Annotated in this window: 16 protein-coding genes; 14 read left to right on the top strand and 2 right to left on the bottom strand. The window is 69.8% G+C overall.

What is annotated here, in order from left to right:
* Positions 1–23 precede the first annotated feature (23 nt).
* Positions 24–1265, bottom strand: a complete 1242-nt coding sequence (locus OHU34_RS00955; RefSeq protein WP_142270800.1) for an NAD(P)/FAD-dependent oxidoreductase — start codon at positions 1263–1265, stop codon at positions 24–26.
* A gap of 277 nt (positions 1266–1542) precedes the next feature.
* On the opposite strand from OHU34_RS00955, the gene OHU34_RS00950 reads away from it, so the two are divergent.
* The gene (locus OHU34_RS00950) at positions 1543–1995 is read left to right on the top strand and encodes an OsmC family protein (RefSeq protein ID WP_142270799.1); all 453 of its coding nucleotides are present in this window, start codon (positions 1543–1545) and stop codon (positions 1993–1995) included.
* A gap of 495 nt (positions 1996–2490) precedes the next feature.
* Positions 2491–4932 (top strand): SpoIIE family protein phosphatase, encoded by a 2442-nt coding sequence (locus OHU34_RS00945; RefSeq protein WP_405764102.1) that lies wholly within the window; start codon positions 2491–2493, stop codon positions 4930–4932.
* Positions 4933–5164: 232 nt separating this feature from the next.
* Here the strand turns inward: OHU34_RS00945 and OHU34_RS00940 are convergent, their stop codons facing one another.
* Positions 5165–5830 (bottom strand): metalloregulator ArsR/SmtB family transcription factor, encoded by a 666-nt coding sequence (locus OHU34_RS00940; protein ID WP_230195878.1) that lies wholly within the window; start codon positions 5828–5830, stop codon positions 5165–5167.
* 47 nt (positions 5831–5877) lie between these two features.
* Between OHU34_RS00940 and OHU34_RS00935 the strand changes: the two genes are divergently transcribed.
* From OHU34_RS00935 to OHU34_RS00880, 12 genes are all read left to right on the top strand, one after another.
* On the top strand, positions 5878–6135 hold the full coding sequence (locus OHU34_RS00935) for a hypothetical protein (protein ID WP_230195879.1): 258 nt from the start codon (positions 5878–5880) through the stop codon (positions 6133–6135).
* Entirely contained in the window at positions 6132–7535 is a 1404-nt protein-coding gene (locus tag OHU34_RS00930; RefSeq protein WP_405764099.1) for an MFS transporter, read from the top strand. The genes OHU34_RS00935 and OHU34_RS00930 overlap by 4 nt, the downstream gene beginning before the upstream one ends.
* A 246-nt stretch (positions 7536–7781) precedes the next feature.
* A complete protein-coding gene (trxA, locus tag OHU34_RS00925) occupies positions 7782–8150 on the top strand; it encodes a thioredoxin (RefSeq protein ID WP_405764097.1) in 369 nt (122 codons plus the stop codon).
* 259 nt (positions 8151–8409) lie between these two features.
* Positions 8410–8697, top strand: a complete 288-nt coding sequence (locus OHU34_RS00920) for a metal-sensitive transcriptional regulator (RefSeq protein ID WP_142270793.1) — start codon at positions 8410–8412, stop codon at positions 8695–8697.
* 541 nt (positions 8698–9238) lie between these two features.
* The gene (locus OHU34_RS00915; protein ID WP_142270792.1) at positions 9239–9643 is read left to right on the top strand and encodes a DUF302 domain-containing protein; all 405 of its coding nucleotides are present in this window, start codon (positions 9239–9241) and stop codon (positions 9641–9643) included.
* 345 nt (positions 9644–9988) lie between these two features.
* A complete protein-coding gene (gene lgt / locus OHU34_RS00910) occupies positions 9989–10879 on the top strand; it encodes a prolipoprotein diacylglyceryl transferase (protein ID WP_405764095.1) in 891 nt (296 codons plus the stop codon).
* Positions 10880–12194: 1315 nt separating this feature from the next.
* Positions 12195–13556: a rhodanese-like domain-containing protein gene (locus tag OHU34_RS00905; protein ID WP_405764093.1), complete on the top strand. Its 1362-nt coding sequence runs from the start codon at positions 12195–12197 to the stop codon at positions 13554–13556.
* Positions 13557–13604: 48 nt separating this feature from the next.
* Entirely contained in the window at positions 13605–13970 is a 366-nt protein-coding gene (locus OHU34_RS00900; protein WP_200840149.1) for a rhodanese-like domain-containing protein, read from the top strand.
* Complete coding sequence (locus OHU34_RS00895) at positions 13967–14710, top strand: sulfite exporter TauE/SafE family protein (protein WP_142270788.1); 744 nt, start codon at positions 13967–13969, stop codon at positions 14708–14710. Before OHU34_RS00900 ends, OHU34_RS00895 begins: the two co-directional genes overlap by 4 nt.
* Before the next feature lie 105 nt (positions 14711–14815).
* The gene (locus tag OHU34_RS00890) at positions 14816–15391 is read left to right on the top strand and encodes a rhodanese-like domain-containing protein (RefSeq protein WP_405764091.1); all 576 of its coding nucleotides are present in this window, start codon (positions 14816–14818) and stop codon (positions 15389–15391) included.
* Positions 15392–16548: 1157 nt separating this feature from the next.
* Positions 16549–16875 (top strand): rhodanese-like domain-containing protein, encoded by a 327-nt coding sequence (locus OHU34_RS00885; protein ID WP_142270786.1) that lies wholly within the window; start codon positions 16549–16551, stop codon positions 16873–16875.
* Between the two features lie 99 nt (positions 16876–16974).
* Positions 16975–18363 (top strand): MBL fold metallo-hydrolase, encoded by a 1389-nt coding sequence (locus OHU34_RS00880; protein WP_142270785.1) that lies wholly within the window; start codon positions 16975–16977, stop codon positions 18361–18363.
* Positions 18364–18407: the final 44 nt, after the last annotated feature.

The following is an 18407-nucleotide window of genomic DNA, read 5'->3' as shown; positions in this document are numbered from 1 at the left end:
TGCGTTCTCCTTCGTTGAGACGTTCAGGAGTGGACGTGGTGCTTGCCGCGCTCGGGCATCGCCGAGTCGATGCCGGGCAGTTCCCGGCCGGGCAGGAGGCTGTGCCAGTACAGCCACTCGAAGGCGAGTTTGCCGAGGTGGTTGGCGTGCGACTCCTTCAGCAGCGGCAGTCCGACCTCTGCCGGGAAGTGACCGGGCAGTGGTTCGGTGTCGTAGTTGAAGTCGATCAGCAGCGCCTTGTGGAAGCCGGTCTCGACGAAACAGTTGGTGTGCCCGTCGAAGGTCGCGTCCAGCGGCTGCCCGGCCAGGAAGCGGCCGATGTTGTGGGTGAGCGTCTCCCCGGCGAAGTGCGCCACCGAGCCGGCCTTGGACGTCGGCAGCCCGGCCGCGTCGCCGATCGCGAACACCTCGGGGCGGTCGGGGTGTTGGAGGGTGTGCTGGTCGACGGGGATGAAGCCCAGCTCGTCGCCGAGACCCGGGGAGCGGCCGATGTACGACGCGCCGCCGTGCAGCGGTACGACCACTGCCAGGTCGAACGGCACTTCACGCTCGTCGTACGAGACCAGTCGGCCGCCTCGGCCGTCGACCTTCGCAAGCGTGAACTCGGTGACCAGTTCGATGTCCTTCCGCTCCAGCAGCCCGCTGAGCGCCTTCTCCGCGACCGGCTTGGTGAAGGCGCCGTCCAGCGGGGTCACGTAGGTGAGCTCGACCCGGTCACGGATGCCGAGCCGCCGGAAGTGCCAGTCGGCCAGGAAGGCGAACTCCAGCGGCGCAACCGGGCATTTGACAGGCAGATCGGCCACGTTCACCACCACACGGCCTCGCTCGAAGCGCTCGAGGGCATGGCGCAGTGCGACGGCTCCGGGCAGGTCGTAGAAGGTGAAGACCTTCTCGCACCAGCCGGGGCCGGTCAGCCCCTCGGTCTCCTCGGGGAGGAGCGCGGCTCCGGTGGCGACGACGAGGACGTCGTAGGTCAGTCGTATGCCGGCGCCCAGGTGCACCGTCCTCGCGTCCAGGTCGACCCGCTCGATCTTCGCCTGCTTGTAGTCGACGGCGGGGTGCAGTTGCCGCGGGCGGGAGCGGACAAGGTGGTGCGGCTCGGCCATGCCGAAGGGGACGAACAGCAGGCCGGGCTGGTAGACGTGGTCGTCGTCCTGGTCGACGACGGTGATCCGGCATTCGCGCTCGTCGTGCACGCGGCGCAGCCGGTTGGCGGCCGACGTGCCCGCGGTGCCGCCTCCGAGTATCACGATGTGTGTGCCCATGTCCCCACTGTCGTAGGGGAGATGAGGACCGGGCAGGGGCCGCTGGTCCCGGGCCGGTACCCACTCGGGTATGTCTTCGCTCCGCTTCTCCGGATCGCACACCGCACCGCTTGACGGGTATGCCCAGGAAAAATACCCTCCAGAGTATATCTTCGAGGCGGCCGGCGCGAGGGCCGAACGGGCCCCGTCCCACCCCGACGGCCTCTCGATCAGCAGTGCGGTCAGCGATCGACTGGAACATGGCAGCAGTCAACGCCGAAGAGGAAGGGGCCCGGCCATGACCGGCACCGCACCCCAGGTCACCACCACAAGCCGACCGCCGCAGGTGGAGACGCACCGCTTCGAGGTCACTCACGTCGACCGCGACATCTACACCGTGGACGTCCGCGGCCATCATTTCCGGGTGGACCAGCCTCTCGAGGCCGGCGGCTCGGACACCGCGCCGACTCCCACCGAGCTGTTCGCCGCCTCCCTGGCCACCTGCGTCGCCTTCTACGCGGGCCGTTTCCTCCACCGCCACAGCCTGGACCAGGCCGGACTGCGTGTCCGTACGGAATTCACGATGGCCACCGACCGCCCGGCCCGGGTGGCCTCCGTGCACGTCACGATCATCCCGCCGCCCGGACTGACCGAGCAGCGCCGCGCGGCCCTGCTCGCCGTCGCCTCGCGCTGCACGGTCCACAACACTCTGCACCAGCCGCCCGAGATCGACATCAAGCTGGGGTCATGAGCACGCCAATCGCGGAACCTGTGACACCGCTCGTGGACCGCATCCGCCGCGGCCTCATCGGCGATGACGAAGTACTGGAAGGGCCCACGGGCCGCGTCGCCTCGTCCACGCCGACTACACCTCGGTGTCCTCGCCGTACGCCGTGAGCTGGTCCCTAACCCGGTACCTACCGCGCCCGGCGGCGGCACCGTCGCGTTCGTCGGCCCTCTCGGCCACCGCTATCTCGACGACCCGGTCGCCCGCGAGGAGGGTGGCGCCCCGGTGATCGCTCCTACCCTCACCACAACTACGGTCCCATCAGCCAGATGTTCTGTGGCAGCAGGGGCAGCAGCTCCGGTACGGCGTCTCCCCGCGTGTTCTCGCCGATCTGCGTTCGTCGCCGAGGAGAGATACAAGTGAGAAGAGAGTCGACGCGACGAAATGACACGTAGGCCGCGCCGCGGCTCTGCTGTGCCTCTGCGGGACCGGAGAGCCCGGGGGCAGGATGGGCGATGAATGGACATGGAGAACGCCGACCCCCTCGAGAACGGCCGTCTTCCGGATCCGGTCACCGCGGCCACGGCGGTCGTGGACGCGCGCGGCATTGTGACGGGGTGGAGCACCGGCGCTCAGCGGTTGCTCGGCTACCCGTCCGAGGACGTCGTCGGGCGTCCGGCAGCCGGCCTGCTCGGCCGGAATGCCGACGCCCCGGTGGATTTCTCGTCAGCCGACGGAGGATGGCGGGGGACGCCCCTTCTGCGGCACCGGGACGGCCATGACGTGGCAGCCGAGCTTCGGGCCTACGCGTCACTCGACCGCGATGGCAGCACACAGTGGCTCATCGTAGCCACCCCGTCGCTGCGGCCGTATCCGCGTCTGGCGCCACCTCCGTATGAGGCCGAGGCGACGACAGAGGAAGCCTTCGCGCAGTGCCACTTGCCTGTGATGATCTACGACGCCGAGTTGCGGGCGCTGCGCGGAAGTGCCGGAGCGGTCCGCGCGCTGGGCCTTTCGGAGCGGCAGATGCGCGGCCGCCGTGTGACCGACATCCTTCCGCCGCACATCTGCACCACAGTCGAAGAGGGCATGCACAGGGTGTTCGAGACGGGAAATCCGGAGCTGTTTCATGTGCACGGCCGTCCACGTCCCGAAGCCCGCGGACGCCACTGGGCCGTCACCGTGTCCCCTGTCAGGAACCCGGCCGGCGAGATACGCCACGTTCAGCTCATCGCTCTCGACGTCACCGAACGGCACCAAGCCCGAGAGCGGCTGGCCCTGCTGAACGACATCAGCACACAGGTAGGCAGCACTCTGGACGTGACGCGTACAGCACAGGAGATGGCCGACATTGCGGTGGGCCGACTCGCCGACTTCATCAGCATCGACCTACTGGACTCATTGCTACGCGGCTTCGAACCCAGGCCCTCCGAGGAAGGTTCGATCGGTCTGCGCCGCGTCGCGCAGCAGTCCGTCCTGCCCGGTGTACCCGAGTCGGTGATCCAGACAGGGAACGTCGACTACTACCCGGATTCCTCACCCCCCGCCCGCTGCCTGCTCACTGGCCGTTCCTCTCTGCACCGCACCCTGGACGAAGCTGTCGGCATATGGCAGACGTCCGACCCCGAGCGCGCCGAGAAGGTCCGGGCTTTCGGGATGCACTCGGTCATAGTGGTCCCGCTGCGCGCTCGAGGCATCACGCTCGGAGTGGCCGTACTCGTGCGCCATCGGCGCAGGCACCCCTTCGACGACGACGACCTGCTTCTCGCGGAGGAGATCGCCGCTCGCACGGCCGTCGCCGTGGACAACGCCCGCCGCTTCACCCGCGAGCGGACCACTGCTCTGACCCTGCAGCAGAGTCTGCTTCCTCAGCGGGTCGCCGCCCAGGACGCCGTGGAGGTCGCTCACCGCTATCTGCCGGCTCGCTCACAGGCCGGGCTGGGCGGCGACTGGTTCGACGTCATCCCTCTGTCAGGCGCCCGCGTCGCCCTCGTCGTCGGTGACGTCGTCGGCCACGGTCTGCGCGCCTCAGCCACCATGGGACGGCTGCGGACCGCAGTGCGCACGCTGGCCGACGTCGACCTGCCCCCTGAGGAACTCCTCGTCCACCTCGATGACCTGGTCACTCATCTCAGGGCGGAGGAGGGCACGGCATCCGATACGGACCTCGACATGGTCACCGATCTCATCGCCACCTGTCTGTACGTGGTCTACGACCCGGTCTCCCGCCGCTGCACGGCCGCCGCGGCGGGCCATCCCCCACCCGCCATGATGACGCCCGACGGCACAGCCGAGTTCATCGAGCTGTCTGCCGGACCACCGCTGGGGGTGGGCGGGCTCCCCTTCGAGGCCATCGAATGGGAAGTACCCCAAGGCAGCCTCCTGGCGCTGTACACAGACGGCCTCATCGAAGTCCCGGAACACGACCTCGACAAGGGCATGGCATGGTTGCTCCAACGCCTGGAACAGCCCGCGCGTTCACTGGATGCCACCTGCGACGACCTGATCCAGACCATGCGCCCCGCGCGGCCGTCGGACGACGTCGCTCTCCTGCTGGCACGTACCCGGTCCCTCGACTCGGGCCAGGTCGCCACCTGGGACCTGCCCTCCGATCCGGCAGCAGTGGCGGGTGTCCGGCGCGAGGTCTCCCAGCGCCTGACGGACTGGGGACTGGCAGAGGTCACCTTCACGACCGAGTTGATCGTGAGCGAATTGGTCACCAACGCGATCCGCTACGGAAGCCTTCCCATCCAGCTGCGCCTGATCCGCGGCGCTGCGCTCATCTGCGAGGTGTCCGACAGCAGCAGCACCGCCCCGCACATGCGCCGGGCCCGCATGTTCGACGAAGGCGGGCGCGGTCTGATGATGGTCGCCCAACTGGCCGAGCGCTGGGGGACGCGCCACCTGCCCGGAGGAAAGACGATCTGGGCTGAGATCGGGATACCGAACGAGCAGCGCTGAGGGAAACCACTCGAGTCACCGGCAACGTGACGGGAGACCGTCCCTTCCGGTGTGGTGTGTGACGCGACCCGTTCTGCCTGTCTTCGCTCTACCGAGCGATCGTTCGCAGTGCCTGATCAGCAGTCCGGAAGAGGTGACGGGGCCAGGGGTCGGCGGTCTGAGCCATCGAGGGCAGTCGGCATGAGCCATCCCGCCCCACTCGCGCAGTCCAAGATCGCGAAGCCGGTCTCGCTCATGCGGCGCCGACCTCGACGGGCAGGGCGGCCAAGCGCCATTCGAGCATGCCGTCGGCGAGCCGGAGGGCACGGTGTCCGCAGCCGGTGAGCAGGCGGACGGCGTCGTGCGAGAGCACGCAGTTGGTGCCGCGGCAGTAGGCGACGACCTCGACGTCGTCGGGCAGCTCGGCGAGCCGGGCTTCCAGCTGGTCCAGCGGAACGGAAAGGGCGCCGGGGATGTGGCCGGCGGCGTACTCCGCGGAGGGACGGACATCAACGAGGGTGGCGGTGCCGGCCCTGACGCGCTCCAGCAGCTGCTCGCGGGTCAGCTGCTCGGTGTTCTCGGGGCCGAGGTAGGCGGTGCGTGCCTGCTCGGTGGCGGCCCGGTGGGTACGGGCGACCTGCTGCAGCAGCGCGTACAGGGCGGCGACGTCCTCCCCGGCCAGGCGGTAGTGGATACGCACCCCGCTGCGGCGGGTCGTCACCAGTCCGGCCTGCTTCAGCGCCTGTAGGTGGGCGGAGGTCGTGGTCAGGCCGAGTCCGGCGGCCTTGGCCAGGGCATCGACGCTGCGCTCGCCCTGGGCGAGCAGGTCGAGCAGTTCCAGGCGCTTGCCGTTGGACAGGGCCTTGCCGGTCTGGGCGAGGGCGTCGAACAGCTCTGCCTTGCGGGTGGGGTCTCCCATGACATCCTCCATAAATCCATGGAATATTGTATGAATATCGGAATGGAATGGCCACCCCTCCGACCCCCATCCCTGTCCGTCTGGAGAACGCCGTGGGTTTCACCGCCGAGCACCTGATACCCCTGGTCGACGACGGGCTGGGCAACAGCGTCTACCTGGTCGACCTCGGTGACGGCCGCGCCCTGGCCGTGGACGCCTCCCGGGACCTGCGCGCGCGAAGTATGGCGGCCGACCGGCGATTCTTGACCGGCGGCGCCGAGGGCTGGGCGAAGGTCACCGGCCGGAACCTGGAGGACGGCGCATGACCAGGCCCGTTCCCGCCACCACCCCGGCAGCCCCGGGCGCCATACGCCTCGGACTGCGCGCCAACCTCGCCCAGTTCACCCTGCTCGTCGCGGTCAACGCCCTGGTCGGCGGCATGCTCGGCCAGGAGCGCACGGTGCTGCCCCTGCTCGCCGACCAGACCTTCCACCTGTCCGCGTACACCGCCGCCCTGACGTACATCGTGGCGTTCGGCGCGACCAAGGCCGTCACCAACTTCTTCGCCGGAACGTGGTCCGACCGGTACGGCCGCAAACCGGTCCTGGTCGCGGGCTGGCTGATCGCCCAGCCGGTACCGCTGCTGCTGATCTGGGCGCCGTCCTGGGGCTGGGTCGTCTTCGCCAACGTCCTGCTCGGCGTCAACCAGGGCCTGACCTGGTCCACCACCGTCATCATGAAGATCGACCTGGCCGGCCCCGCCCGGCGCGGCCTCGCAATGGGTCTCAACGAGGCCGCTGGCTACGGGGCGCTGGCCGCCACCGCCATGGCCACCGGCGCCATCGCCGCCCACTGGAGCCTTCGGCCCCAGCCGTTCTTCCTCGGTATCGCCTACGCCGCCCTCGGGCTGGGCCTGTCCGTGCTCGCGGCGAAGGAGACCCGCGAGCACGCCCGCGCCGAGGCAACCCGCCGTCCCGCACCGGCGAACCCCGACCACCACGGCGAACTGACCACCGGACAGATCGCACGCCTCACCAGCCTCCAGGACAAGTCGCTGTCCTCCGCCAGCTGGGCAGGCATGGTCAACAACCTCAACGATGCCCTCGCCTGGGGAATCTTCCCGCTCCTGTACGTCGCGCACGGCCTGTCCATCGCTCAGGTCGGCCTCCTCGCCGCTCTCTACCCCGCCGTGTGGGGCCTGGGCCAGATCCTCACCGGCTGGTGGTCCGACCGGATCGGCCGCAAGCACCTCATCACCGCTGGGATGTTGCTGCAGGCTGCCGCCATCGGCCTGGTCGCCGTCGGCGCCACGTTCCCCGTCTGGGCCGTCGCCCAGGTCCTGCTCGGCGCCGGCACGGCCATGGTCTACCCGACCCTGCTGGCCGTCGTCGGCGACGTCGCCCACCCCGCCTGGCGGGCCCGCGCGGTCGGCGTCTACCGGCTCTGGCGCGACGGCGGCTTCGCCGTCGGCGCCGTCCTCGCCGGCGTCCTCGCCGACGCCTTCGGCCTGACCGCCGCCATCTGGGCCGTCGCCGCCCTCACCGCCGCCGGACTTGTCGTCGCTGTACGCATGTACGAAACCCACACCCGCCCCAACGCGGGACAGCCCGGAGAACGGACGGCCGGCCGAACGACCCTGCCACCCGCCCGCAGTCGCCGTGGAGCGCCGATCCTGGCACGGCCACGACAGACCCCTGGGTCGGTACGGCCGCCGCACGGAGGATGAGACATACACGCTCGCAATCTGCAACGACCCGCGGTACGGCACTGAACGGTCCTGGAAGGCCATTCGCGCCCTGCGGGCTCACTGAGCCGCCTGCGTGGAGGCCGAGGCGCGTTTGAACGCGTGTCACGCCTTCCTTCGGCTTGGAGGTATTTCATTCCGCTCCTCTGGGGTCCTGCCTGGAACAAATCCGGACCGGCATCGGTTGTAAGAGATACCCCACCGGGTATACGAGAGGGGGCCGGCCCCATGCCGACCGTTGAACTGACCAAGGACAACTTCGAGGAGACCGTCACCGGTTCGAAGATCGTGTTGATCGATTTCTGGGCGGCTTGGTGTGGCCCGTGCCGGAGGTTCGGCCCCATCTACGAGAAGGCGGCCGAGCGCCACTCGGACATCGTGTTCGGCAAGGTCGACACCGAGACGCAGCCCGAACTGGCAGCGGCCTTCCAGATCACTTCCATCCCCACACTGATGGCCGTCCGTGAGCGGACCGTGCTGTACTCCCAGCCGGGCGCGCTGCCGCCACAGGCCCTGGAGGAGCTCATCGGCGGGATTCGGGCCGTGGACATGAAGGACGTGCGCCGACAGGCCTCGGACTCGGCAGTGGCGAACTGACACCCAGGACACCCGTGCCGCCTCCGCGGGCGGCCTGAAGCGTCGGGCTCAGCCGTTACGCAGAGTGGCGAACTGCGGTGTCCCAGGCGCCGGGGCTTGCAGGGTGACGAGAACGGGGCGTGCTTGCCAGTCGGTCGCGACCTCGGCAGGGCGCGGCAAAGGCGACAGGGCCGACCTCGGCCCGTGTGATTCTTGATGGTCGACGCCGTCCCGAAACGGGACGTACAGTACCCCTAGGGGTATTTTTCGAGGAGTGATCGTGGAACTGGAACTCGCGGGTGCGGACCTGAAGGCCGTACTGAACCGGCTGCGCCGCGCACAGGGGCAGATCTCCGGCGTGATCCGGATGATCGAAGAGGGGCGCGACTGCGAGGAGGTCGTCACACAGCTCGCCGCCGCCTCCCGCGCACTGGACCGGGCAGGATTCGCGATCATCGCTACCGGCCTGCAGCAGTGTGTGGCAGACCTCGACTCCGGTCGGCAGAGCGGTGAGGACACGGACGTCATGCGCGCGCGACTGGAGAAGCTGTTCCTGTCGCTGGCGTAAGGGCTCATGCCCCTGCCGCCGTCACAGGACGGCGTCGACCAACATGAACCCGGTGACCGTCGGCAGCCTCGGCGCGAAGACCCGCTGAAGCTTCGGTCCGGAGGTCTTCACGGACGAACACCGGACGTTCCACCGGCCGAGGATCGCGTCCGTCACGAGCGGGCGGAGAACCGCCCGCCGCGAGTTTCGATCATGCCGACGCGCATCAACGGCGCGTGGTTCGCGATTTGAGCGCGATGACCCGCAGACGGATCGATGCGGACCATCATCCGTAGCCGCCCGCCAGGGACGTCACCAACGTCGGAGCGGCGAGCAGACCGGGGGAGCGTTGACCGCGCCGACCCCACCACCGGGGCCCACGCATCACGGCACGGGCTCCTCTCGAAGAACTATCTCGGGACATATGGCTGTGACACCAATCCACGCACCCCGGAAGATGCCCACAAGGGGCCGGTAAAGTCCTGAAAAAGCACCTTACGTGCACCTTGCTGATGAAGGGCTGTCGTCCCCGCCCTGCGAGCCGAAGAGAAGGACCGCCGCCATGCGCTACGACCGCACAGTGCACCTCGACACCGACTTCGCCACGACCGTCGCCCGCACCCGCGACGCCCTCGCGGAGCAGGGATTCGGAATCCTCACCGAGATCGACGTCACCGCGACCCTCAAGGCAAAGCTCGACCAGGACATGGAGGACTACGTCATCCTCGGCGCCTGCAACCCACCCCTCGCGCATCGAGCCCTGGAGGCCGACCGCTCGATCGGCCTTCTGCTCCCGTGCAACGTGGTCGTTCGCAGGGACGGCGACCGGACGGCTGTCCAGGCCCTCGACCCGAACACCATGGTCGCCCTCAGCGAACTCGAGACTCTGCGCCCCGTCGCCGAGGAGGCCGCCCGGCGCCTCGATGCCGCCCTTGCCTCACTTACTGCAGCCGATACCGACAGCTGAGATCCCCGGACCCAAGGGACCCCGCTTTCCGAAACCAGCTCTGCTACCGGGTGAACCGACGATGAACCTGACGCATTTGGGTGCCGGTCCATCTGACAGCGTCGGTGAGCAGGCGGGCGTCCGGTACCGCGCCGATGGGCCGGGGGCGGGGAGACCTCGGAGCGGGGCTGCACGGACATGCGGCGAGCGTAGCCGGGTCGGACACGGGTGCCGTCGCTCGTGCGCCGTAGGGAGTAGCGGCGGCCCGGTCGCAGCCGATTCCAGATGGTTCGGTGTCCGATGTATTGTCGGGCGAGCTGTCGCGGCCCACTGGTCGGCCCCGTGCACGTGAGAACGGTCGAGTCCATGAACCTGGCATACCTGCCCAGTCCCTCGCAGGGGGTGTGGCACCTCGGGCCGCTACCGCTCCGCGCCTACGCGCTGTGCATCCTGGCCGGCATCTTCACCGCCGTGTGGCTGACCGGACGCCGCTGGGCAGCGAGGGGCGGGCGTCGGGAGGACATCGCCGATATCGCGATCTGGGCCGTGCCGTTCGGCATACTCGGCGGCCGTCTGTATCACGTCGTCACCGATCCGGAGCTGTACTTCGCCGCGGGTCGACAGCCGCTGCACGCCCTGTATATCTGGGACGGCGGTCTGGGCATTCCCGGTGCGGTGGCGCTCGGCGCAGTCGGCGCCTTTCTCGGCTGCCGACGCCGGGGCATCAGGCTGTCCGACTTCGCGGATGCCGCCGCACCGGGACTGGTGCTGGCGCAGGCGATCGGCCGCTGGGGCAACTACTTCAACCAGGAACTCTTCGGCCGTCCCACCGACCTGCCCTGGGCCCTGTACATCGACCCGGCACACCGCCCCGCCGACAGCGCCTCGGTCGCGCTCTACCACCCGACGTTCCTGTACGAGTCGCTGTGGGACCTCGGCATCGTGGCACTCCTGCTCTGGCTGGACGGCCGATACCACCGACGGCTCCGCCGGGGACGGCTTTTCGCCTGCTACGTACTGGCCTACACCGCCGGCAGGGCCTGGATCGAGGCGCTGCGCATCGACCACGCCAACCACTTCCTGGGTCTGCGCCTGAACGACTACGTCTCCCTCCTGCTGTTCACCGGGGCGCTGGTGTACCTGATCGCCACCCGCCGCCCGCGTCCGAGCGACAACGCCCCGTACCCCGGCGCCGAGGGTGGCGACGAAGCAACGCCACCGGTCGCGACCGGCGTTTCCGGCCGCGAGAGAACCTGACCGCGGCTCCGGACACCGAGATATCCAAGTTCCCGCCAGCGACTCTTCCCGAAACCGGCGCCTCGACCCGCTGCCGCCTGCCCCGCAGAGTCTCGTGGACAGCCCCGGGCCGTCGGCGGAGCCGGCCTGCACCGGCCCGCTGGCTGGGCCCACACCCTCACCCGTAACGCGGCGCCCGCCAACCGCGCCGCCGCCTTGCGCCGTGCATACGTCATCTGGCAACCCGAGCAGGCACCTGGTCCTCCACCGTGCTTGGGGGTCCTGGGCCTTCGGTTATGTGGCCTCGTTTGCCTGTTTCTCCACCCTGTGGCGCGTGGGCGTTCATGAGGACTGCCTTGTGGACGTCGTGGACGAGGTGTTCTTGTGCCTTGGTACAACTGCAGGGGGCGGGGCTCTCGGAGCCGGCTCCGCTCGGGTCGCCGCCGATAACCAGGTTGCCGCGTATGAAGCTGGTCGGGCCCTCTCGGCGCAGACACGAGACAGCTGGCGACGGGGTTGGGCGGCGAGGTGCTGGCGGGGCCGGGGTCATCGATGATGTGGCCGTGCAGACCGTGACCGCCCCAGCCTGCGCGATGGATCGTGAAAGTGGCGGTGGCGCCGCGACCGGATCCGGCCTCCGTGTCCGTTGACCCCGGGATGCCATCTGACCCCGGGAAGCCGTCGCAAAACTGCAGTCGGTCATCGCAGCGGATGAACACGTAGGTGCTGGGCACCGGAATGCCTGGCTTCACGTCGATGGGCATGATCCGTGAGCGGCAGGCACCGCGCCCGAAGCCAGGCAGGAGGAGGCAGGGGAAGCGAGCCTGCCTGTCCACTGACTGGCTGCTTCGATCCTCCGCCCTTCCCATGCCGGGAGCCACCCCGCCGAGGGCTCCGCGCACTGCCCGAGGATCACTTCCGCGGTGGTTCCTCGGTCCGGCGAGGGCGACTTCCACGCGTGACCGATCCGGTGAGTGCCTGATGGGTGCCACCGGCCGGCTTGGAGGCGTCCCAGCCCCAGGCGGACCAAGGTCGCAACCAGTACCGGCAAGGCGATCGTCAGGCGGACGGTGAACGGCGGCGTGACCGCGTTGGCGAATACGCCTCCCGGGCTTCGGAGGGCCCGCGGTCGGGCCAGGGAATGCGGCAGCGGCCGGTCTCGGACCACGAAATCGGCGGACAGCACGGCTGGATCTGCAACGCCAACCACGCAGGCAGCGGCCCGCAGCCGACGGCCGGACCGGGGCCGAAACCCCGACCGGAATACCCCCGGGGGTACCAATGTTAGAGTGCATATACCCCGGGGGGTACATTCAACGGGAAGGGAAGCATCTCCGTGTTCTTCATCGACACCATTGAGCTCGAGGGCCTGGGCAACCGCAGCTACCTGGCCGGTGGCAGGCAGACGGCCGTGGCCGTGGACCCGCCGCGCGATGTCGACCAGGTACTGGCGGCCGCCGCGCGCCGGGGGGTACGGATCTCGCACGTGGTGGAGACACACATCCACAACGACTACGTCACCGGCGGTCTGGAGCTGGCCCGGATCACGGGCGCCTCCTACCTGGTGCCGTCCGGGGCGCGCGTGTCGTTCGCACGGGTCCCGGTGTCCGACGGCGACACCGTCACCGTCGACGGCGGGCTGGAGCTTCGGGCGGTCGCCACGCCGGGCCACACTCCGCACCACACCTCCTACGTCCTGCTGGACCAGGGGCAGCCGGTGGCCGCCTTCACGGGCGGCTCCCTGCTCATCGGCACGGTGGGCCGTCCTGACCTCGTCGAGCCGCGTCTGACCGAAGACCTGGCCCGCGCTCAGCACGCCTCCGCGCGCCGCCTGGCGGCCGAACTGCCGGACGAGACGTCCGTGCTGCCCACGCACGGCTTCGGCAGCTTCTGCTCCTCGGCGCAGGCCGAGGGGGATGCCACCACGATCGGCAAGGAGAAGGGGGTCAACGCGGCTCTGACGACCGACGTGGAGTCGTTCGTCGCCCAGCTCCTCGCGGACCTCGACGCCGTCCCCGCCTACTACTCCCACATGGGGCCGGCCAACGCCGCCGGTCCCGCGCCCGTGGACCTGACCCCCCCGGCCGTCGCGGACGCCGACGAGATCGCCGCGCGGCTCGCGGCCGGTGAGTGGGTCGTCGACCTGCGCAACCGGGTCGCGTTCGCGGAGGGCCACGTCGCCGGGTCGTTCAACTTCGAGGCGGACGGCAAGATCGCCACGTATCTGGCCTGGATGATCCCGTGGGGCAAGTCGGTGACGCTCCTGGCCGAGTCTGCGGAACAACTGGCCGCCGCTCAGCGGGAACTGGTCCGGGTCGGCATCGACCGCCCCGCGGCCGCCGCCACCGGCACCCCGCAGGAGTGGACGGCCGGGGGCGACGCACTTGCTTCCTTCCCCCGCTCCACGTTCGCCGGTCTGGCAGCCCAGCGGGCTTCGGACGACATCGTCGTCCTGGACGTGCGGCGCGACTCCGAACGAGCCGCGGGACACATCGAGGGCTCCGTGCACATTCCGATCCACCAGTTGCACAAGAGGCTCGGCGAGGTGCCGGACGGCACCGTCTGGGTCCACTGCGCCGGCGGCATGCGCGCCGCCATCGCCGCCTCGCTGCTGGACGCGTCCGGCCGCGATGTGGTGGCGGTCGACGAGGGCTTCGACGTCGCCGAGGCAGCCGGACTGACCGTCGCCACCGGCTGACCACAGCGGACCGACCTGTACCCCGAGAACTCTTCGAGAGGTTCTGTGATGTCACTTTTCCGTCGCCGCGCGCATCGCGTCAGCGCGGACGAGGCCCACTGGCGCACCCAGGGGGCCGACGCCCCGGCCGTCCTGCTGGACGTGCGCGAGCGGACCGAGTGGAACGTCGGGCACGCGCCCGGCGCCGTCCTCGCGCCGCTGTCCCGCCTGGCCGCGGGAGCCGCCGTGCCGAGCGTGGCACAGGCCATGCCGCTGGTGGTGATCTGCCGCAGTGGGCACCGCTCACAGCAGGCCGCCGAACTGCTGACCCAGCGCGGCCACGACGCCGTCGACGTCAAGGGCGGCATGCAGGCGTGGGCCGCCGCCGGTCTCCCGGTCGTCGACGAACGCGGGAACGACGGCTCGATAGCATGACGGCTCTGATCCTCGCGCTCGTAGCCGGTGGCGTCATCGGCCTGGCGCTGGGCGGACTCGGCGGAGGCGGCAGCGTCCTCGCCGTCCCCGCCCTGATCTACCTGGTCCACTTCACCCCGGCGCAGGCGACGACGGCCAGCCTGATCATCGTCACCCTCACGTCCGTCACAGCACTGGCCGGGCACGCCCGGGACGGCAACGTGGCCTGGCGCACGGGGCTGCTCTTCGCCGCTGCGGGCATCGTGCCCGCGGTGATCGCCGGAGCCGCCGCCGGCCATCTGCCCAACGCCGTGCTGACCCTCGCCTTCGCCGTCATCGCGGCACTCGCCGCCGTGCGGATGTTGCGCCCCGCGCGTACCGAGCCGTCAGGCCCGGTGAATCCCCGCAAGGCCGGGGCAGCCGGCGCCGGGCTCGGCGCGGTGACCGGATTCCTGGGGGTGGGCGGCGGCTTCCTGGCAGTACCGGCGCTGGTCGGCGTGCTCGGACTGACCATGCGCCGGGCGGTCGGCACCAGCCTCCTGGTCATCACGATCAACTCGATGGCAGCGCTCACCGCGCGGGCCGGTTCCGGCGCGCATCTGGACTGGGTCGTCATCGCACCGTTCACCGCGGCGGCCATCCTGGGCGCTTGGGACGGCAAACGCCTCTCGAAAAAGCTCAATGGCCAGACACTTCAGCGGCTCTTCGCCTACGTGCTCCTCGCGGTCGCCGTCTTCATGCTGGTCGACGTGCTCCTCTGACCCGCTCAGGGTGACCGAGTTCCACGGCCACCACGTCCTCAACCCACCCCATCGGCACGAGAACCCGTCCGTCCGAGACCCCGACGCACAAGGATGACAACAACCATGACCACCCCCACCACCCTCGACCCCCGCCAGGCCCGCGCCCGCCTGCACGAACTCACCATCGTCGACGTCCGCACCCCCGGCGAGTACGCCGAGGGCCACATCTCCGGCGCCCTGAACATCCCCCTGGACCAGCTCGACCAGGCACTGCCCGACCTCCGCACCGCCGCACAGCGTGGTGAGGTCCTCGTCGTCTGCGCCTCCGGCGCCCGCTCCGAGAACGCCTGCCGAATGCTCACGGAGAACGGCATCCACACCGCCACCCTCACCGGCGGCACCGGCGCATGGGCCGCCCAGGGCCACGACCTGCACCGCCCCGAGAGCACCCAGAAAGCGACCTGGGGCATGGAGCGCCAGGTCCGCCTCACCGCCGGCTCCGTCGTCCTGCTCGGCCTGGCACTGGGCGAAGTGGTCCACCCAGCCTTCCGGCTGCTGTCAGCAGGCATCGCCGGTGGTCTGGTCTTCTCCGCCGTGACCAACAGCTGTGGCATGGCCGCAATGCTTGCCAAGCTTCCCTACAACCGGCCCCGCAAGGCCGATCTCGACGCGACGCTGGCCCGCCTGCGCAACAGCTGACGCGTTGCCGGCTGCGACCGCTCCCGGACGTGTTCGTGCCGACCCCGGTACGGATCGCAGCCGCCCAGACCACGCTGTTCAAGGAGGCGGTCACGGTGATCGCGGTCGCCGGGCTCGGGGAGCGAGAGCCTCTCAACCACCTTTCAGCAGCTACAAGTTCAGCGACCTCACACCCACGTTCATGGGCCGCCGGACGGGCTCCGTCCGGCGTGGTGGGGCGATCACCGTAGTGGGCGAAGCCCGCCCGAAATCGGGCGGGCTTCGCCCACCCTCGTAGCCAGCTTTCCGACCCCCTCGCCAGTCCTGCTACGGCGACGCACCGGCACTGTGCACCAAAGTCGCCCCCACCAGCGCGACCCCTGACGTCGTACGACCCGACCCGGTCGAGGGTCTGCGCCGGCTTGACCGCCCGGCGCACCTCGTGGGCGTCCTCGTCCATCACCAGGTCGCCCACGGTCAGCAGTGGGGCCTCCACCGACCGCCGTGCCATGGTGCTCGGCGCAGCAGCCCGCGCACCCGAGCGCCGACCTCCTCCGGGCTGACGGTTGCTGACGTAGTCGTCGCCGGCCGTGATACCCGCGGTGCGGTCCTCCACCGCGTCCCGGGCGGGGAGGGCGAGGTCGCAGGCGTCGGGTCGCACGGCGCGCAGGACGGCCAGCCATCGGTGATGCCGGACGCCGTCGTCCTCCCGGACAGCTCCCGGGCCGCGGCAGCGCAGGGGCCCCGTCATCGGCCCGGCGGGTCTGCCGGCCCTCGTAGCGCAGTGCCCGGGACAGCGCCTCGGCGCCATCGGGGTCGATGAGGAGAACGCGCGGTGGTTTGCCGTCGGGGCGGGTGAGGGCGGGCGGCGTGTGTGGTGTTCATGGCGTCTTGAGGATCACCCCTTACGACGGTGTCAGGCGCACCCGAAAGACCTGCGTTTCCTCTGAGGCGTCGACAAGAGGGGCCTCAAGTCTCAGGGGAGGCCGTATCGCCTCTCCTGACGTCACCGTCGGAGGCGTGCAGAAGGGGTCCGTCGATGTCGTTGGCGCTGTGTGGCCGCACGGCAGTCGCGTGATCGCGAATGGATACCCCTGGGGGTATTTGACAGCGTGGACGGGAGTCCTTTACCTTCGTTGAGGTAATACCCAGGGGGGTATCTGGAGGTGAACGCGCTCATGGCTCGTGAAGTCGACCTGGAAACCTTCACCGCCGCCTGGAGGGCCGGCGCCGTCATCCTTGACGTGCGGGAGCCGGAGGAGTATCAGGCGGGACATGTACCCGGCGCACGGCTTGCTCCGCTGTCCGCACTGGCCGCCGTGTTGCCCCATCTGCCCAGGGAGCGTCAGGTGTACGTGATCTGCGCGAGCGGCAACCGCAGCCAGTGGGCCGCGGACCGGCTCACCGCCGCCGGTATGGACACCCTTTCCGTCGCCGGCGGGACCCGGGGCTGGGTCGGTGCCGGCCGCCCGATCGTCACAGGGGCCACCCCGGGGGCGGCCTGACCTTCCCCTGCTCACGCGCCTGCCCCTTCGGGGAGCGGGCCACCTTTTGACCTCTCGGATACCCCATAGGGTATCCGAGTCGACACTTAGGAGGTTTCCATGTTCTTCGCCCAGTACTACCTCGACTGCCTCTCGCAGGCGTCGTACATGATCGCCGACGAGGCCACCGGCCAGGCCGTGGTCGTCGACCCTCGCCGGGACGTCTCGGAGTACCTGGCGGACGCCGAGGCCCGAGGTTTCACCGTGGTCGGTGTCATCAACACGCACTTCCACGCGGACTTCGTCGCCGGGCACCTGGAGATGGCGGCCCGTACCGGCGCGTGGATCGGCTACGGCCGGCACGCCGAGACGGAGTATCCGATCCGCAAGCTGGCCGACGGCGAGACGATCAGCCTCGGTGACGTCACCCTGGAGATCATGGAGACGCCGGGTCACACCCCGGAGTCGATCAGCGTGCTGATCTACGAGCGAGGTGAGCACACCGTCCCGTACGGTGTGCTCACCGGCGACGCGCTCTTCATCGGCGACGTGGGCCGCCCCGACCTGCTCGCCTCCATCGGCGTCACCGCCGATGAACTCGGCGCCATGCTGTACGACAGCGTCCAGAACAAACTGATGGGCCTGCCGGACGAGGTACGGGTCTTCCCCGCGCACGGCGCCGGGTCCGCCTGCGGCAAGAACCTCTCGACCGAGAAGCAGTCCACCATCGGCGAGCAGCGCGCCACCAACTACGCGTGCGCACCGATGAGTGAGGGCGAGTTCGTGGCCATCGTGACCGCCGGTCAAGCCGCCGCTCCCGGCTACTTCGTCTACGACGCGATTCTCAACCGCAGTGAGCGCCCGCTGTTCGACCCGGCCACCGCCCCCCGGCCGCTGGACGTCGAGGGCTTCACCGGCCTCCGTGCCTCCGGCGCCGTCGTCGTCGACGCCCGCGATCCGCAGGAGTTCGCCGCTGGGCACCTGCGTGGGTCGGTGAACGTGCCTGCCGACGGCCGGTTCGCCGAACAGGCCGGAACCGTCCTGCCCACCGACGCCGACCTGCTGGTCGTCGCCCCGCAGAACCGCGAGGAGGAGATCGTCACCCGTCTGGCCCGGATCGGCTTCGACCGCGTGGCCGGCTATCTGCGCTCCCCGGACGACGCGCTGACCGCGCTGGCCGAGGAGGTGACCCCGGCCAGCCGCCTCACCGCCGCCCAGGTCCGTGCCGCCCTGGAGAGCGACAACCCGCCGGTCGTCATCGACGTCCGCAACTGCGGTGAACGCGGCGAGCACGGCTTCATCGACGGAGCCCTTCACGTCGCGCTCGGCGAGCTGCCCCGCCGCCTGGACGAGATCCCGCGCGAGAAGCCCCTGGTCCTGCACTGCGCGGGCGGCCACCGCTCCTCGATCGCCGCGAGCCTACTGCGCCACCACGGATTCACCGACGTCTCCGACATCCTCGGCGGCTACGCCGCCTGGGCCCTGCTCAACACCCCCGCCGCGGTCTGATCCGGCGGCCCAACCCCAGGGCGGCGGGCCCACGGCCCGGCCGC

This window comes from Streptomyces sp. NBC_00080, assembly GCF_045041255.1.
Lineage (GTDB): Bacteria > Actinomycetota > Actinomycetes > Streptomycetales > Streptomycetaceae > Streptomyces > Streptomyces coriariae.
The sequence above is the reverse complement of the archived record's forward strand: the minus strand, read 5'-3'. Positions and strand labels throughout refer to the sequence as shown.

Bases quoted from the DNA above. Each gene is read 5' to 3' on its own strand.
- OHU34_RS00885 (WP_142270786.1), top strand. From the start codon at position 16,549: ATGGCTCGTGAAGTCGACCTGGAAACCTTCACCGCCGCCTGGAGGGCC.
- OHU34_RS00940 (WP_230195878.1), bottom strand. From the start codon at position 5,830: ATGGGAGACCCCACCCGCAAGGCAGAGCTGTTCGACGCCCTCGCCCAG.
- OHU34_RS00895 (WP_142270788.1), top strand. From the start codon at position 13,967: ATGACGGCTCTGATCCTCGCGCTCGTAGCCGGTGGCGTCATCGGCCTG.
- lgt (WP_405764095.1), top strand. From the start codon at position 9,989: ATGAACCTGGCATACCTGCCCAGTCCCTCGCAGGGGGTGTGGCACCTC.
- OHU34_RS00950 (WP_142270799.1), top strand. From the start codon at position 1,543: ATGACCGGCACCGCACCCCAGGTCACCACCACAAGCCGACCGCCGCAG.
- OHU34_RS00900 (WP_200840149.1), top strand. From the start codon at position 13,605: ATGTCACTTTTCCGTCGCCGCGCGCATCGCGTCAGCGCGGACGAGGCC.
- OHU34_RS00945 (WP_405764102.1), top strand. From the start codon at position 2,491: ATGGACATGGAGAACGCCGACCCCCTCGAGAACGGCCGTCTTCCGGAT.
- OHU34_RS00915 (WP_142270792.1), top strand. From the start codon at position 9,239: ATGCGCTACGACCGCACAGTGCACCTCGACACCGACTTCGCCACGACC.
- OHU34_RS00880 (WP_142270785.1), top strand. From the start codon at position 16,975: ATGTTCTTCGCCCAGTACTACCTCGACTGCCTCTCGCAGGCGTCGTAC.
- OHU34_RS00935 (WP_230195879.1), top strand. From the start codon at position 5,878: ATGGCCACCCCTCCGACCCCCATCCCTGTCCGTCTGGAGAACGCCGTG.
- OHU34_RS00890 (WP_405764091.1), top strand. From the start codon at position 14,816: ATGACCACCCCCACCACCCTCGACCCCCGCCAGGCCCGCGCCCGCCTG.
- OHU34_RS00930 (WP_405764099.1), top strand. From the start codon at position 6,132: ATGACCAGGCCCGTTCCCGCCACCACCCCGGCAGCCCCGGGCGCCATA.
- trxA (WP_405764097.1), top strand. From the start codon at position 7,782: ATGCCGACCGTTGAACTGACCAAGGACAACTTCGAGGAGACCGTCACC.
- OHU34_RS00955 (WP_142270800.1), bottom strand. From the start codon at position 1,265: ATGGGCACACACATCGTGATACTCGGAGGCGGCACCGCGGGCACGTCG.